Origin of the sequence: Acetobacterium wieringae, from assembly GCF_023700225.1 — a bacterium.
In the GTDB taxonomy this organism is placed as follows: Bacteria; Bacillota; Clostridia; order Eubacteriales; family Eubacteriaceae; genus Acetobacterium; species Acetobacterium wieringae.
In genome coordinates this window covers 2,644,067-2,661,051 of the sequence record NZ_CP097897.1, presented here as the reverse complement: position 1 = coordinate 2,661,051, position 16,985 = coordinate 2,644,067, and the positions used below count along the sequence as shown (strand labels likewise).

13 protein-coding genes and 1 riboswitch are annotated in these 16,985 nt (G+C 44.1%); of the genes, 8 read left to right on the top strand and 5 right to left on the bottom strand.

Features of this window, described 5'->3' with window-relative positions:
* The first annotated feature begins 138 nt into the window (after positions 1 to 138).
* The 3 genes from CHL1_RS12875 to pyk all read left to right on the top strand — a co-directional run bounded on the left by CHL1_RS12875 (position 139) and on the right by pyk (position 6,563).
* Complete coding sequence (locus tag CHL1_RS12875) at positions 139 to 3,687, top strand: DNA polymerase III subunit alpha (RefSeq protein WP_250933271.1); 3,549 nt, start codon at positions 139 to 141, stop codon at positions 3,685 to 3,687.
* A gap of 1 nt (position 3,688) precedes the next feature.
* Positions 3,689 to 4,645, top strand: a complete 957-nt coding sequence (locus tag CHL1_RS12870) for an ATP-dependent 6-phosphofructokinase (protein WP_070370084.1) — start codon at positions 3,689 to 3,691, stop codon at positions 4,643 to 4,645.
* A 175-nt stretch (positions 4,646 to 4,820) separates the two neighbouring features.
* A complete protein-coding gene (pyk, locus tag CHL1_RS12865; RefSeq protein ID WP_148638757.1) occupies positions 4,821 to 6,563 on the top strand; it encodes a pyruvate kinase in 1,743 nt (580 codons plus the stop codon).
* A gap of 71 nt (positions 6,564 to 6,634) precedes the next feature.
* On the opposite strand, the gene CHL1_RS12860 is transcribed toward pyk, so the two are convergent.
* From CHL1_RS12860 to CHL1_RS12845, 4 genes are read right to left on the bottom strand one after another with little or no spacing between them, the layout of a single operon-like run.
* Complete coding sequence (locus CHL1_RS12860) at positions 6,635 to 7,765, bottom strand: TolB-like translocation protein (protein ID WP_070370082.1); 1,131 nt, start codon at positions 7,763 to 7,765, stop codon at positions 6,635 to 6,637.
* Entirely contained in the window at positions 7,746 to 9,554 is a 1,809-nt protein-coding gene (locus CHL1_RS12855; protein WP_070370081.1) for a HAMP domain-containing sensor histidine kinase, read from the bottom strand. Before CHL1_RS12855 ends, CHL1_RS12860 begins: the two co-directional genes overlap by 20 nt.
* A complete protein-coding gene (locus CHL1_RS12850) occupies positions 9,554 to 10,240 on the bottom strand; it encodes a response regulator transcription factor (RefSeq protein ID WP_070370080.1) in 687 nt (228 codons plus the stop codon). Before CHL1_RS12850 ends, CHL1_RS12855 begins: the two co-directional genes overlap by 1 nt.
* Before the next feature lie 51 nt (positions 10,241 to 10,291).
* Positions 10,292 to 11,002, bottom strand: coding sequence for a tRNA 2-thiocytidine biosynthesis TtcA family protein (locus tag CHL1_RS12845; RefSeq protein WP_070370079.1), 711 nt, complete (start codon positions 11,000 to 11,002; stop codon positions 10,292 to 10,294).
* A 150-nt stretch (positions 11,003 to 11,152) separates the two neighbouring features.
* Here CHL1_RS12845 and CHL1_RS12840 point away from each other — a divergent pair, with 150 nt between their 5' ends.
* The 5 genes from CHL1_RS12840 to CHL1_RS12820 all read left to right on the top strand — a co-directional run bounded on the left by CHL1_RS12840 (position 11,153) and on the right by CHL1_RS12820 (position 15,547).
* Positions 11,153 to 11,638 carry a COG2426 family protein gene (locus CHL1_RS12840; RefSeq protein ID WP_070370078.1) on the top strand — a complete coding sequence of 162 codons (486 nt, stop codon included), beginning with the start codon at positions 11,153 to 11,155 and terminating at the stop codon, positions 11,636 to 11,638.
* Positions 11,639 to 11,653: 15 nt separating this feature from the next.
* Entirely contained in the window at positions 11,654 to 12,835 is a 1,182-nt protein-coding gene (locus CHL1_RS12835) for an aminopeptidase P N-terminal domain-containing protein (protein WP_250933269.1), read from the top strand.
* Between the two features lie 123 nt (positions 12,836 to 12,958).
* A riboswitch (SAM riboswitch) is annotated at positions 12,959 to 13,054 on the top strand.
* Positions 13,055 to 13,148: 94 nt separating this feature from the next.
* A complete protein-coding gene (gene metK, locus CHL1_RS12830; protein WP_228882777.1) occupies positions 13,149 to 14,327 on the top strand; it encodes a methionine adenosyltransferase in 1,179 nt (392 codons plus the stop codon).
* A gap of 129 nt (positions 14,328 to 14,456) precedes the next feature.
* The gene (locus CHL1_RS12825) at positions 14,457 to 14,891 is read left to right on the top strand and encodes a C-GCAxxG-C-C family protein (RefSeq protein ID WP_148638751.1); all 435 of its coding nucleotides are present in this window, start codon (positions 14,457 to 14,459) and stop codon (positions 14,889 to 14,891) included.
* Between the two features lie 41 nt (positions 14,892 to 14,932).
* Positions 14,933 to 15,547: a DUF308 domain-containing protein gene (locus CHL1_RS12820; protein ID WP_250933267.1), complete on the top strand. Its 615-nt coding sequence runs from the start codon at positions 14,933 to 14,935 to the stop codon at positions 15,545 to 15,547.
* A gap of 86 nt (positions 15,548 to 15,633) precedes the next feature.
* Here the strand turns inward: CHL1_RS12820 and CHL1_RS12815 are convergent, their stop codons facing one another.
* Entirely contained in the window at positions 15,634 to 16,908 is a 1,275-nt protein-coding gene (locus tag CHL1_RS12815) for a glycosyltransferase (protein ID WP_250933265.1), read from the bottom strand.
* Positions 16,909 to 16,985 lie beyond the last annotated feature (77 nt).

Genomic DNA, 16,985 nt, shown 5'->3' with positions numbered 1-16,985 from the left:
CAAGCTGGGATCAATATCATCCGACCGGGACAAAATGTCTATTTATTTTTAAGAATCTATGCTATAATAAAATCTAAAGAAATCGGAAATAGTTAAAAAAATATGAAACTTAATTTGAACAGTAGAGTGGAAAAAAAGATGGAAAAACAATTTACACATCTTCATGTACATAGTGAATATAGTTTACTCGATGGCTTCGGTCGAATCAATGAGCTTGTTAAAGCAGTTGCCCAAAGCGGCATGGATAGTATAGCACTAACCGATCACGGGGTGCTGTTTGGTGCCATCGATTTTTACAAGGCCTGCCTTGCTGAAAAAGTTCATCCGGTAATCGGATGTGAAGTTTACGTAGCACCCAGAGGTCTTGAAAAAAAAGATCCGGCCTATGACAAGGAACGGGCGCATCTTATTCTGTTAGCAGAGAACAATCTGGGGTATAAAAATCTCATGAAGATTGTCTCAAAAGGATTCGTTGATGGATTTTATTATAAACCCAGAGTGGATCATGAGTGTTTGCGGGATCACAGCGAGGGGATTATTTGCCTGTCCGCCTGTATTGCCGGTGAAATCCCTCAAATGCTTTTAAACAACGACTTGGCTGGCGCTGAAGCGCGCTGTCTGCTTTACCAGAATATTTTTGGTAAGGATCATTTCTTTCTAGAGGTTCAGGATCATCGGCTCCGGGAAGAAGCGCTAATTAATGAACGGTTGATTCAATTGTCGAAAAAATTGAGCATTCCTCTGGTTGCCACCAATGATGTCCATTATGTTCGTAAAGAAGACAGTGAAAACCATGACATTCTTCTATGTATTCAAACTGCTGCGACTGTTTCCGAAGAAAAAAGAATGCGTTTTCCCAACAACGAGTTCTATTTAAAGAGTCCGGAAGAAATGAGCAAGCTCTTTTCGGACATGCCGGAAGCTATTGAAAATTCCAACCGGATTGCCAGACGTTGTCAGGTCAGTTTTGATTTGGAAAAAACCCATCTACCCCAATTTGAATTACCTCCCGGAAAAACCGCAGAAAACTATTTAAAAGAACTCTGCATGACAGGGCTGTCAAAGAAATACGCAGAGCTGACTGACGAGTTACTGGATCGTCTGGTTTTTGAATTAAAAACCATTCATAATATGGGCTTTGATGATTATTTTCTGATCGTTTGGGATTTTATCAAGTATGCCAAAGATAACCAGATTATGGTTGGACCGGGACGGGGAAGTGCCGCCGGTAGTCTGGTTGCCTACAGCCTGGGGATAACGACCATCGATCCGATTAAATACCAATTGCTGTTTGAACGTTTTTTAAACCCGGAGCGGGTAACGATGCCAGATATTGATGTGGATTTTTGTTATGAACGACGACAGGAAGTCATCGATTATGTCGTCAACAAGTACGGCGAAGATCGGGTCGCACAGATTATAACCTTTGGAACCATGGCAGCCCGGGGGGCTCTTCGGGATGTTGGTCGAGCATTGGATATGCCCTATAATCTGGTCGATCGGGTGGCTAAAGAAATACCCATTCATCCCGGGGTGAATATTACCATTGCAGAAGCGTTGATGGAAAATCCTGAACTTAAAAAGATGGAAGAGGGCGATGCGGATATTGCCAAACTGGTAAAAACGGCTCAATCCATAGAAGGCTTATCCCGACATGCCTCCACCCATGCAGCCGGAGTGGTCATCTCTGATTTGCCACTGGTGGAGTACATTCCGCTGTTTCGCAACAATGATGTGATCACAACCCAGTTTCCGATGGGTCTTTTGGAAGACCTGGGCCTGTTGAAAATGGATTTCCTGGGTTTGCGCACCTTGACGGTGATCCGGGATGCCCTGGAAAATATTGAACATAGCATCAGCAAGCGGCTGGATCTGGACAGTCTGGAAATGGATGATGCCAAGGTCTATGAAATGCTCTCAAAAGGGGATACCCTGGGTGTTTTTCAGCTGGAGAGCCGGGGCATGCAGCAGTTTATTAAGGATCTTCAGCCCGGTAGCTTTGAAGATATTATCGCCGGAATTTCACTGTATCGACCTGGCCCCATGGATCAGATTCCCCGCTACATTGAGAATAAAAAAAATCCATCGCAGATAACCTATGACCATCCCATCCTTGAAAAAATCTTAAACGTAACCTATGGGTGCATGGTTTATCAGGAACAGGTCATGCAGATTTTTCGGGACGTGGCTGGCTTTTCAATGGGACGAAGTGATCTGGTCAGGCGGGCCATGTCCAAGAAAAAGAGCAGTGTGATGGAGGCTGAGGGTCAGGTATTTATCCATGGTGAGCTGGATGAAACAGGAAAAGTTGTCATTGATGGTGCTATTCGACGTGGCGTTTCCGAAACGGCTGCTAAAAAAATATTTGAAGAGATGAAAGATTTTGCCAAATACGCCTTTAATAAATCCCATGCTGCGGCCTATGCAGTGATTGCCTACCAGACCGCCTGGCTGAAGTGTTATTATCCCACGGAGTTTATGGCGGCGTTAATGTCCAGCATTATGGATGATGAGAAAAAAGTGGCAAAATATATTGAAGATTGCCGAAAAATGGGTATTCATGTATTACCACCCAGTATTAATGCCAGCTATGAGAAATTCAGTGTTTCCAGCAATTCCATCTGTTTTGGATTGGGAGCGGTTAAAGGTCTGGGGAAAAACGCCATCGCCGCTATCATTGAAGCTCGAAAAGCGAAAGGGGATTTTCAGAATCTCCGGGATTTTTGTGAACGGGTGGATCTCAAATCCCTTAATAAGCGGAGTATCGAAAGTCTTATCAAAGGTGGTGCATTTGATGGGATCGGCAGTAGCCGGGCACAGATGCTGGCTACGGCTGAACTGATTGTTGATCAGGTACAGCGGGAAAAGAAAGACCGGATCTCCGGGCAGATGTCTCTGTTGGATTTGGCTGGACTGGGCGGTTCAAAAGAACTGACGAACTTGAAAGAAGACCACTTCCCGCAAAAACAGCCGTTTTCCAAAGAGGAACGGCTGGCAATGGAAAAGGAGGTTTTAGGTCTCTACGTTACCGGCCATCCACTGGAGAAATATGAGGATGTCCTCAAAAAAACAGTCAGCTTGTTTTCCAATCTGGTTGACAGTTATCAGGATTTAAAAGATGCTGGGATCAGGGATGGACAACAGGTCAGTATTGGCGGGTTAATTGTGGAATTAAAAACCATGATGACAAAAAAAGGTCAGATGATGGCGTTTATAACCCTGGAAGACTTGTATGGACGGATCGAGGTAGTGGTTTTTCCCAAAACCTATGATGAATATCGTCGCTATTTAAAACCTGATCAGCCGGTCGTGATCAAGGGCCGGATCAATTACAATGAGGAAGCTCGAACCTCGGTGATTGCGGCGCAAATCTATCCCATCGGCGAGCCTCCTAAAAACAGAGAGAACCTTGAAGTAAAAGAAAAAACCGCTACCTATACCACTAATGGCGGCGTGCAGAACCGACAAAAACTGATTTTGAGTTTAGGGGATTTAACAGAAAAGACCTTGATAAATTCAGTTAAATCGATTCTAATTAGGTATCCGGGGCCGGTGCCGGTGGTGTTATATCTGAAAAACGAAAATAAACATTTTGGAGCCAATAAAGATTTATGGGTTACTCCTGAAGAAAAACTGATCACAGAATTAGGCCAAATTTTAGGAATAAAAAATGTGGAGGTAAAGTAAAATGAGAATTGGAGTTTTAACCAGTGGAGGCGATGCACCCGGAATGAATGCCTGTATTCGAGCCATTGTGCGGACAGCAATTTATAATAAAATAGAAGTGTACGGAATTAATCGGGGCTATTCAGGATTACTCGAAGGGGACATTACACCCCTTAGTGTTTACTCGGTGGCTGATATTCTGCAGCGGGGTGGAACTGTATTACGAACATCCCGAAGTGAGTTTTTTGCAACGGATGCCGGGGTGCGGCAAAGCGCCAACGTGCTCGAGGAGTATGGGATTGAGCACCTGATTGTTATCGGTGGTGATGGCAGTATGAATGGTGCTTTGGCGCTTCAGAAACTGGGGGCGAGTGTGGTGGGAATTCCCGGTACCATTGATAATGATCTGGGCTTTACTGATTATACCATTGGATTTGATACTGCAGTGACAACCGCTCTTGATGCCATCAGTAAGATCAGAGATACCACCTATTCGCACAACCGCATTAATGTGGTTCAGGTAATGGGGCGAAAATGTGGCGATATCGCCCTGTTTGCTGGATTATCAGGAGGGGCAGAAGCCTTGATCTTGCCGGAGGTTGAAACCGATCTGGATGCTATCTGCCTGCGTCTGCTCCAGGGTAAAGACCGGGGCAAACTTCATAGTATTGTGATGCTTGCAGAGGGGTGCGGTAATTACCGGGATTATTGCGTCAAGATCGAAGAGAAAACCCAGGTCACAACCAAGGGCACCAATTTGGGTTATATCCAGAGAGGTGGCTCACCCTCCAATATGGATCGGAATCTGGCCAGCTTTATGGGATATAATGCGGTGTTAAGTATTGTCAAAAAAGAAACTGGAACGGTGATGGCGCAGCGCTGTGGGTCGTATCTGGGCATTCCCATTGAGGAAGCACTGCAAATGCCAAAAATCTTCCGTCAGGATATTTACGATATGGCCTCGGTATTATCCATTTAAAATGAATCAGGAAAAATCGGCACCACTGTATATGGTGACCGGCTCATCTCCGTTGAAATTAGTTTAAAATAGGTAAATCAAAGATCGCAACAAAAACCAATAACGATGTTGGTAGAGACTTAACGGCCTCATCCGTTATTTTATAATACAGATTAAATATGAAAAGAGGTAGAAAATGAAAAAAACTAAGATTGTCTGCACGTTAGGACCAGCAGCAGATACAAAGGAAATACTACGAGAACTTATTCTCAATGGAATGAACGTGGCACGGTTGAATTTTTCTCATGGTAGCCATGAAGAACATGCTGCCAGAATTTCGCGGATTAAAGAAGTGCGAAAAGAGCTGGGAATCCCGGTGGCGATTATGTTGGATACCAAAGGCCCGGAAATCCGAACCGGAGAACTAAGTGCTGGAAAAGTGGAATTGGTGGCTGGAGAAAAGGTAACGTTAACGACTGAAATAATTTCGGGCGATGCAAAGCGATTCAGCATTTCCCATGAAAATCTTCCCAATGAAGTATCACCAGGATGTCGAATTCTGATTGACGATGGTTTAATTCAGCTGGAAGTCGACGATGTTTTTGACACGGAGATGGTTTGCAGCGTCTTAAACGGTGGAACCCTGGGCAGTAAAAAGAGTATTAACCTGCCAGGGATGAGCATTGAATTGCCAGCACTGACTGAAAAAGACCGCAGTGATATTATTTTTGGCATCCAGCAGAAGGTTGATTACGTGGCGGCATCCTTTGTCAGAAAGCCTCATGATGTACTGGAAATTAGAAAAGTTCTGGAACGTAATGGCGGCGACCGTATTGACATTATTTCTAAAATTGAAAATCAGGAAGGTGTTGAGAACATTGACCGGATACTAAATGTTTCAGATGGGATCATGGTCGCCAGAGGGGATTTAGGGGTAGAAATTCCTGCGGAAGATGTTCCTTTGGTTCAAAAAACGATTATCAGAAAATGTAATTTACTGGGCAAACCGGTTATTACGGCCACGCAGATGCTGGATTCAATGATGCGTAACCCCAGACCAACCCGGGCTGAAGTTGGCGACGTAGCCAATGCGGTATTTGATGGAACCGATGCTGTGATGTTATCTGGTGAAACCGCAGCTGGCTCCTATCCGGTTGAGTCTGTCAAGACGATGTATAATATTGTCGTAAAAAGCGAAGATTCAGAGGAGTATGCCCGTCGGAAAAAACCTGATCATGGCGAGCTGACCATTACCAATGCCGTTAGCGAAGGGGCCTGCCAGATTGCTGAACAGTTGGATGCTCAAACCATTATTGCGGCAACATCGTCAGGACACACCGCCCGGATGATTTCTAAATACCGCCCGGATTGCGGCATTCTGGCGGTAACCGATAAGGTAACAACCGTCCGTCGGTTAGCCCTGGTTTGGGGAGTCAATTGTATTTATACGCCAGAGTTTGGCGACACGGATACAATGATTATGGACGTGGTCAAAAAAGCTGTCGAACAGGGTTATGTCAAATTTGGTGATCTGGCAGTAGTCGCCGCCGGTGTCCCGCTGGGCGTTCAGGGAAATACCAATATGATCAAAGTTCATACCGTTGGAAATGCGATTATCAATGGGGTGGGTATTGGCAAAAAACCTGTGACTGGCCATGCCAAGCTTATTACTGCGGCTAACCTGGATGATTTCCGGGAAGGCGATATTTTAGTGGTAAAAACCCTGACACCGGAGGTCAGCCAGGTCTTGCCACTGGCTTCTGCAATAATTACGGAAGAAGGTGGACTCAGTTCGGAAGGTGCAATTGCTGGACTTCATTATGATATTCCGGTTATTGTAAATGTTGTTAAAGCGCTGGAGATTCTGGAACATGGTAAGCTGATCTCAGTTGACCCCAAACGTGGGGTTGTCTATCAGGGGCGGGTTCAAATGATGTAATTAGCCATAAATATTCAAAAAAGCGACCGTTGTTTTTCAATACGGTCGCTTTTTTGTGGAACAAATTCGCTTCAGTCAATTTTGTAAGTGAGCTGATAGGTTTGGGATAGGGTATGTTCATCAGCAGAACTGATACTGTCAGAGCTTTTTTCGACTGAGAAAAAAAGCACCGACTTGTATGGATGACAGATAATCTCAGAATTGATATTCAGTGGGGCTGTAAGTTGGAGCGGATTTTTGCCATTGGCATCCATAATCCAGATTGATTTTAGCTGAGAATCGGAATTTGGCGTTGTTTGGGTAAAGACAATCCGTTCCCCATTCGGTGTAAACCGGGCTGACTTGTAACTACCAGTAGCGAGGCTGTTTGTGGTACTGGCACTGGTGTTCCAGGTGCGAATACTTTGGGCATCTCCGCTGTTTTTAATAAAGACAACCTGATTGGTTAAATCGTTTATATCAAAACTGCTCACATTCTCGGCAATCATCGTTGAAGCCAGTTCGTTCGACCCATCTTTCATTTTGGCGTAATATAAATTGGTTCGCTCTTCGTTTTGAGGATCGGTGGCAATAAAGATAAAACCTTTCTCCTGACTGATGAAGTCAACAGCCAAAATAGTATAGTTATTAAGGACACTGTAAACCTGACGATTTCCCTCGCTATCGGCCAGGACAATTTGGTTGTTGTTGTTGGCATAGACTACCTGGCCGGAATCGCCAATGCCGAAGTGTTGAATGACGTTTTCTTCGGGAAGGGAAATAACCCGGGTAGTATTTTGATTGACATCTGACCAGATAATCTGGCTGCCAACATTGCCAGTAATCGGATCAATCAGCTTTTCGGCATAATAGATACCAGTATCAAAGGTATCATAAAGGGCACTCAAGGCTTTTTTATCAGAATTGACAAAAGCCGACAACTGCATGGTTTCGGTGTTATAGGTGTTGATGTTATAGGTCGTACCAAAGGTGAAAAGAACCAGATTGTTGCCACTATTGGTGATGTCCTGAACCACTCCGGGAGACGCCATCGTATAGGATTGAATGCTGATTTGCTGGGGGGATGGCTTACTGGAGACCGGATCATTGCGCAAAACAACCGGAACGTTAGTGGGAATAAAGAGGTTCTGGCAGCCGCTGCTGGTGATCAGAATTAAGAGGATGAGAGCAAAAAAGCATAGTTTATTTTGCGTTTTTTTCATCTTGATCACCTCCATAAATTAAAACCGATAGAATGGGAAGGGTGACAATAATATTGGTACCTTCGCCAACCTGACTGACGATGTCGATTTTCCCCTCGTGTTTTTCGACAATCTGCTTGACAATATAGAGGCCCAATCCGGAACCGCCTTCATCAGTACCTCGAGAGCGATCTTCTTCAACCCGATAAAAAGCATTAAAAATGCGCTTTTGTTCGATTTCTGAAATCCCCGGACCATAATCCCGGATGGACACCACGATGTGATTATCTTCGATGGCAGATACAACATCAATGATATCACCACGGTTTGAGTACTTGATGGCGTTATGAATAATATTGATAAAGACCTGCTGAAGCCGGTCATAATCTCCCAAAATTTCTGGAAGTTCGTCAGACACATAGTTAATTTCAACGTCGGACTGGCTGGCTTTAATCTGCATTTGTTCGACGACGTCGGAGAGCAGCAAAACGATGTTTAGATTCGTTTTCTTAAAATCAAACTCAGCCTTGTCAAACTTATTCACATTTAATAAATTATCAACCAAGCGCAACAATCGATGCCCTTCACGGTTGATGGTGTTTAGCGAGCGGTTGATAATCTCCGGATCTGCCACTTGTCGACGGGTAAGCATATCCGTATAGCCAATAATCGTCGTTAGTGGGGTGCGCAATTCATGGGAAACACTGCTGATGAACTTTCGCTGTTCTTCCTGGATGTGCCGGGCAGCGGTCATGTTACGGATAATAATCATATAGTTTTCTTCAAAACCTTTTTCCCGGATGGGGCTGCCAATGAGCAAAAGATTCCGGTTGTTGCAGTCAATTTCTTCAGAAATATGATCCTTGCCGTTTTTAAGACTGTCAAAAATATCCCGCAAAAATGACTGATATTGAAAGTCGTAAATCGTTTTGGGATTGCTGACATTGAAATACGTTTTAATGTAACTGTTTGAGGTGATTATATTGCCATTCTTATCGATGGCCAAGAGCCCGTCATCAATCGATGCCAAAACTCCGGCCAGACGTTTTCGCTCCGATTCCAGCTGCAGGATGACATTGTTGATATTGGTAACCATGTCATTAAAGGCCTGGGTCAGATCGCCGATTTCATCGGTGTGCTTATAATAAATCGTCAAATTATAATTACCATGATTGATCTCTTTGGAGATTTTCGTCAGATCTTTGATCGGTTGAAAAAAGTGTTTCGAGAATGACATGGTGACAAAAATTAGAACCATCAGACCAATCAATCCGCCAATTGCAAAAAGGATTCCGGCAACATGCAGAAAAGTGTCCATTTCATGCATCGAATAAACAAAACCAATGTATCCCACAATGCTATTATCAATGGTAATTGGGGCGGTAAAATAAGCCATACTGGCATCATTAATCGATTTGAGGGTAAATACCGGGGCATTCTCAGCCAACGACAGCTCAAGTTCGGTGTTAAGGATATTATTGATGGTCGTCTCATCGACGGAGTCCGCAATGCGATTGCCCTCTGTGTCAAACAGCAGAACCCGATGGTTTTCTTTTTCAGAAATGCTTTTAGAGAGATACAGACTATTGCCGATAAACCGGTTTTTTAGAGGGTCAGAGCTTTGAATGTTTTTTAATTCCTGGCTGATAAACAAGGTGGAGTCCTGGGCTGTTTTTTGTAAGTCATCTTTTGTTTGATTGATGTAGTAATAGGAGGTTCCCTGAAAAACGCAAAATACAACAATTAAAAATGCAAAAGCAAAAAGCAGAATGTTGTATAAGATCATTCGAACCCGATAGCTTAGTTGCATTAAAGTTTCCTCATTTTATATCCAATTCCAAAAACAGTTTGGATGTATTTATTGCCCTGGGTGTCAATTTTACGGCGGATGCGCTGAACGTGCATATCAACGGTTCGGGTATCGCCATAATAATCATATCCCCATATTTTTTCCAGTAGGGTATCTCGGGGGAAAACCTGTTCCAGATTGGAGGCCAGCAAAAAGAGTAACTCAAACTCTTTGGGAGTAAGATGAATTTCTTTGCCATCCAGCATGACCATTCGCTCATCGGCATAAATGCTCAAATCACCATTTTTAAGGAGTGATTCTTGTTTTTGGGGCTCAATGGTAATATTTGAACGACGCAGATGGGCTTTGATCCGGGCTAACAGCTCTCGATTGTCAAAAGGTTTGGTCAGATAATCATCTGCACCCAGTTCCAGTCCCAAAACCTTATCAATAATATCAGTTTTAGCGGTTAAAAGGATAATCGGAACACCGAGCTGGGGAGAGAGTTCCCGACAGACATCATAACCGTTTTTCTTGGGCAGCATGATATCCAGTACAATCAGATCGGGGTGAATCGCCAGTGCTTTTTCGACGGCTTCCACACCGTCGCTGGCAGTTTCCACCTGATAACCTTCAAATTCCAGTTCCAATTTTATTAAATCAACAATCGATGCTTCATCATCGACAACGAGAATTTTTTCATTCATTTTTATACCTACTTTCTTTTGTTACTATAATAAAATATTATTAATTAGAGATTAAAACCACAAGTTCAACTGTTCCTTATTTTGGATGGCGCCTAACACCCGGTCATCCAGATCCGGAATGGTTTTGCGGAGATTTTTAATCATCATTTTGATGTCTTCCCGTTTCGTATGGCCATCGGCAGGACAGGTGCTCGGGATGACCGGTAGAGTTTTGATTTCCGGATCGCCGATAATATCTCGTTCCTTAACAAAAATTAAGGGTCGGATCAAGGTGATGTCTTTTCGATCCAGATAGGTTACCGGTGAGAAGGTGTTAATTCGTCCTTCATAAAACAGACTAAGAAAAAAAGTCTCAATCGCATCGTCGGCATGGTGACCCAGGGCAATGGTACGACAACCCCGCTCAATCGCCAGATCGTGGAGGGCACCTCGTTTCATCCGGGCGCAGAGTGAACAGGGATTTTTTTCCTGTCGTTCTTCAAAAACGATTGGTCCAATGGAAGTTTTTTTGATGGTATAAGGGATATCCAGACGGGCACATAAATCAATCAATGGAGTCAGATCCATGCCCCCAAAGCCCATGTCGAGGGTAATTCCTTCCAGTTCAAAAGGGACTGGCGAAAAGTACTGAAAGCGCTTCATGGCGACCAATAGTGCGGTACTATCTTTACCACCGGACAAACCGACAGCAATGCGGTCACCGGGCTTAATCATTTGATATTTTTCAACCCCCCGACGTAGGGGGCCAAGAATTTTTTTCATTGAGTGCTCCTGTGTTTATCATGATGCCGAAGTAAGTGTTCCTTAACCGAAGCTTGTCAAAATCATTCATAAAAGGTACAATATAGACTTAATGGCATTCTATAGTCATTCTAACACTTAACCGGAGAGATTAAAAGGAGATTTGTTTATATGCAACAGGCAATTATTAATTTTTTGGCATTTTTGCCGGATTGGCTGGAGATCATCGTTATTTCAGCCATTCCGGTTGTTGAACTGCGCGGGGCCATTCCCCTGGCAATTTTAGCTTATGATATGTCGTATCTACAGGCCTATCTATTGGGGGTTCTGGGGAGCATTATCCCGGCGCCATTTATTTTGATGTTTATCCCAGCTATCCTTAAATGGATGTCAGGTACTAAAATATTCGGGAAGATGGCCAGTTGGATTATTGCCAAAGGAATGAAAAAATCAGATAAACTGACGCAGTATGAGTTTTGGGGTTTGTTTATTTTTGTTGCCATTCCCTTACCGGGAACCGGGGTTTGGACAGGGTGTCTGGCAGCTTCGCTAATCGGACTGGATTTTAAACATAGTATGATTTCAGTTACTTTGGGATCGGCTACGGCAGGAATTATTGTTACGGCATTGGTTGCCGGTGGGCTGTCTTTATTTTAGAAAACAGGAGTAGTAATGGCACTATCGCAGAATTTTTATCTAGAAAACAGAAGAAAGATGGCAGAACAGCTGGAAAATAATAGCTTGGCAATCCTATTTTCTGGTCGGGAAATCGCAATGACCGAGGACGCCAGCTATCCTTTTTTTGCCAATAATAATTTTTATTATTTAACTGGGATTCGTGAGCCGGAGGTGGTTCTGGTAGCGATCAAAGATCATCACGGTGATTTGTCCTGGAAGCTCTTTATTGAAGAAGCGGATCCACTGAAAGAAAAGTGGGTGGGTAAGAAGATTACTTGTGAAGCAGCAAAAGCGGTTTCGGGTATTAATGAAGTCTTTTATATCAAAGAGCTACCCCGGGTGATTGGTCTGACATCATCCAGTCAGATTTTGTATTTTGATTTTAAATCACCCCAACATCAAAGCTTTAAAACCGAAGACGAAGAGCTCAAAAAAACGTTGAAGCAGTGTGAAATAAGGGATTTGCATCCGATTTTGGCAGCAATGCGACTGATTAAAACGCCGGAAGAAATCAGTGCGATTGGCAGAGCCAATGCGGTTACCAAAGCGGCCATCACAGAGATGCAGGCTTTGATTAAACCGGGCACCTACGAATATGAATTGGCAGCTTTTTTTGAGTATTTTGTCAAAAAAGCTGGAACCGAGGGATTGGCCTTTGAAACCATCGTTGCGACAGGAAAGAATGCCACTGTTTTGCATTATGTGTCCAATCGCTGTGCCTTAAAAGCCGGTGAGCTGGTGCTTCTGGATCTGGGGGCCCGGGTCGACGGCTACTGTGGTGACATCAGCCGTACCTTTGCAGTAAATGGAGAAATGACAATGGATCAGGAAAAACTCTACGGAATTGTCAATGCGGTTCAACAGGAACTGTTCACAGCCTATCGACCGGGGGCTGTGCTTAAAGAACTGCAGAATCTGACCAAAGAGCTGTTCCTGGAAAAATGTTGCCGCGCCGGTTTTGTTCCTGAAAACAATGATATCACGGAGTTTTATTATCACGGAATCGGTCATCCGTTGGGTTTGGACACCCACGATGTTCGACCAGCCGGAGATCTGATCCTGGCACCAGGCATGGTCATGACCGTGGAGCCGGGGCTTTATCTGGAAAAACGGGGTCTTGGGATTCGGATTGAGGATGATGTGGTGATCACTGATTGTGGCTGTGAAGTCTTGTAGCGATAGCTTGATTTGCTCATCAAATTAAGCTGAGGTTATCCTTGCCAAAACTTTAGTCAGTAATAAAATGCTTGACAAAGAAAATAATGATGTGTATGATTTAAAAAAAAGTAATTGAATATTTACCTATCCAGAGAGGTGGAGGGACAGGCCCGATGAAACCCGGCAACCAGCATGTGCATGGTGCCAATACCTGCGATATTTTCGCAATGATGGGATTTAATGTGAACATTAGCCTCGTCATCAGACGAGGCTTTTTTCGTGATTTAAGTATCAGGTAAATAGACATTACAGAATAAAAAAGGAGAACAAAATGAAAAAATTATTTACCTCAGAATCGGTAACAGAGGGACATCCCGATAAGATTTGTGATCAGATTTCTGATGCCGTTCTGGATGCGATTTTCGAGCAGGATCCGATGGCTCGGGTGGCGTGTGAAACGTTGGTGACAACTGGCTTGGTACTGGTTGCCGGTGAGATCACCACTTCTTGCTATGTGGATATTCCTAAACTGGTCAGAAATACCGTCCGCGAAATTGGTTACGACCGTGCAAAATATGGTTTTGACTGCGACACCTGTTCAGTTATCACAGCCATCGATGAACAATCGGCGGATATTGCCATGGGTGTGGACGAGGGATTGGAATCCCGAAAAGGTGAAGCCAGTGAGGTTGATTTGGCTACTGGTGCTGGAGATCAGGGGATGATGTTTGGCTTTGCCTGCAATGAAACCCCGGAACTGATGCCGTTGCCAATCTCTTTGGCGCATCAGCTGGCCAAACGACTCACCGATATCCGCAAAGAGAATCTTGTGGATTACCTCCGCCCAGATGGGAAAACCCAGGTAACCGTGGAATACAATGACGGCGTCCCGACCCGAATTGATACGGTGGTTATTTCGACCCAGCACAGTGCTGATGTTTCGTCTGAAACCATTGAAAAAGATATGATTGAAAAAGTTATCAAAGCAGTCATTGATCCTCAATTATTAGATGCCGAAACCAAATATTTCATTAATCCCACGGGCCGTTTTGTTATCGGCGGACCTCAGGGAGACTGTGGATTAACCGGTCGGAAGATCATTGTCGATACCTATGGTGGTTATGGTCGCCATGGTGGCGGGGCGTTTTCCGGGAAAGATCCCACCAAGGTGGATCGTTCCGGAGCCTATGCCGCCCGACACGTGGCTAAAAATATTGTCGCTGCTGGTCTGGCCGACAAATGTGAAGTGGAATTGGCTTATGCCATTGGGGTGGCAAAACCGGTGTCAATATATGTTGATACCTTCGGTACCGGAAAAATTGAAGACGACCGAATTATTGCCTTGATTCAAAAACATTTTGATTTAAGACCGGCAGCGATTATTAAAAACCTAGGTTTGCGAGCGCCAATCTATAAACAAACCGCCGCCTATGGTCATTTTGGTCGCCCAGATCTGGATCTGCCCTGGGAACGACTGGATATGGTTGAAAAACTGAAAAACGATCGATAAGAAAACCGCCGATCAAAAATAGAATTTTATTGATTCGTGTGTTATGTCATTAATTCGGGGTATATCAAAAAGGCACATTAAGATTAGAATGTACCCCGAATCACCCAAAAAGCAAAAGCGGAGGAAAAAATGAAAAAATCGATTGAGAGTTATAATGCCTTTGGAAAAGACAAACCGGTTGCAGAACAATCCCAGTATCATATGAATTGTGCCGAGGTTTTGCTACGGGCGGCCAATGACACATATGAGTTAAAAATTCCGGAAGAGAGTTTTCGGATGCTTCAGGGTTTTGGGGCCGGATTTTATTCTGAAAGAACCTGTGGCGCCTTTTCTGGTTCACTGGCAGCTCTGGGCGCTTTATATACTGAGGAAAGACCATCAGACCAGGCTAAAATGACGCGAGCAGCTAAGCTTTTAGTTGAAGAATTTGAGAAAGAATTTGGCAGTCTGGATTGTGATTATATCAAAAAACACCATCGTGATGAGGTGGAAGCCTGCAATCCGGTTAAACTCCGGGCAGGACAGGTTTTTGATCGGGTCGTTGCAGCATTGGAAAAAGAATAAAGACAAAAATAGCCGTAAAAGAGAAAGATGGAGGTTGTCAGATGAATCAAAGTGAAGCGAGATCCCTGGGTATTGATATGTTGGAACGGTCATATGGCAGATGGTGGCTGATGCTGCTGGATGGGCTTTGTTTTATTGCATTGAGCATCTTTGCCATCTTTTTTAGCAATCAGGCCATTACCCTGTTGGTCTTTGTTTTTGGTGTCTATCGTGGGATTATGGGAATTATCTATATTGTCTCAGCCCTGGTGTTGCGTAGAAAATACGGCGCTGAGGTCGGCTTTAGCCTGGGCAGAGGTATCTTTAGTTTGATTATCTGCGCTATTTTTTTACTGGTACCCAATGTGATTGTCTCATTTTTTATTATCATAATCGGCATCTGGGCAATTATTACCGGGATTTTTCTATTGATTATTTCTGCAAATTCTGGGACTGCCGGCAGAATTGCAAAAATCGTGCTTGGGGTAGGATTTATTGCCTTTGGGATTTACGCCTTTATTAATCCGATGGGTCCGGCCAATCTGATTGTGATAATCGTTGGGATTGCGTTTGGCATCCTTGGTTTATTTTTAGTGATACAGTCAATTGGCATGAAACGAACCTTTTCCCAAATAAAAAAGGTCAAAAGAGGGTTTGAGGATTATCATGTTGAATGAAATGGTGAAATAATAGCGAATTATTGAGCAGCTCGGGTAAACAACCGGAGCTGCTTTTTTTAGTTGTGGAGCAAATCAGAGTGGTTTTATCGATTCCTCTTTACGTTGCTTCGACAATGCTTCTCAATAAATGCAAGGGCCGTTTCAGTTCCGTTTTCCTGATCGATGAGGGACTTCAGGGCCTGGGCTTTTGACTGAACCGCCTCTTCTTCAAACGCAATGAAGCGTTGAATCAGCGATCGTGTCGTGATCTGGGTTTCCTTGAGCGGTTTGAGGGCATACCCCTGTTGATAGAGGCGGTTGGCCCAGAAGGGTTGATCCACCGAAAAGGGTATAATCAGCTGCGGTTTGCCGCTTTTGATGGCGGCGGCCATGGTTCCCACACCACCATGATGGACGATTCCTTTTCCATGGGGAAACAACAGCGAATGGGGCGCTGCATCGATGGTCAGCAGATCGGCGTCATCTTCAAAGCGAATGCCACTGTTGCCAGTTAATAGGATACCCCGCTGATGGGTGGCAAGAAGCGCTTCCTGAAGACAGTTTTTGAATTGTTCAGGCGCTTTAAGAGGCATACTGCTAAATGAGACGATAATAGGAGCTGATCCGGCACTTAAAAACGATGTGAGGCTGGAGTCAAGTTGCTCGGCTGCGGAATCAAGATAAAAAAACCCCGGCGTCAGAACCCGGCCCTCCCAGCTGGTTACTTCCGGAAATAAGGCCTTACTGATGGGATAAATGATCGGGATTGCTTGATCGTTCAGAGAAAAGGTATAGAGTCCGCTTTTGCGTTTGGGCAGATGCAGGTTTTTTTCTCTGAAATCATTGACTTCATTGATACTTGAGCGTTCGGCCTGAGCCATTACTGAATAAGTCCAGCGATTGAAATGTTTTCCCAGATTTTTGGTCGGAGAGATGGCCAGGTTGGGGAATTCATCAATTGGCAAGGTGATCGGTACCGGGGGAATGCTGATACAGGGAATGTCGAGAGCTTCAGCAATATCGGGAGCACCGAAGGCTTTGGGGTGATAGAGGATCACATCTGTCCCCTGGGCGGCTTCATAAAATTGATCCAAAGACTTTCGAAAATTCGGGTTGACCACTTCATCGAGATATTTTTTTGTTCGGAATGGATGGCGCAGGGCATGTTTAAAAACCATCTGTCCTTCAGTGGTCTCCAGCATCACCATCAGATCACTAGCAGCTTCTTTAAATTCGATTCCGGCTGCTTCAATAAATGGCTTGAATGTTTTTCCGGTACAGATGACGGCCTGATGCCCTTTTTCCAGGGCTTTTTGTCCCAGGGCGACAAAAGGTTGGACATCACCGCGGGTTCCCAAGGTTAAGATCGCAATTTTCATGAATGGTTCCTTTCTCTGCTTTTCAGTTTGCAAATCAATTCACGTCTAAATCATACCAGAATACAACATTTTTCTTA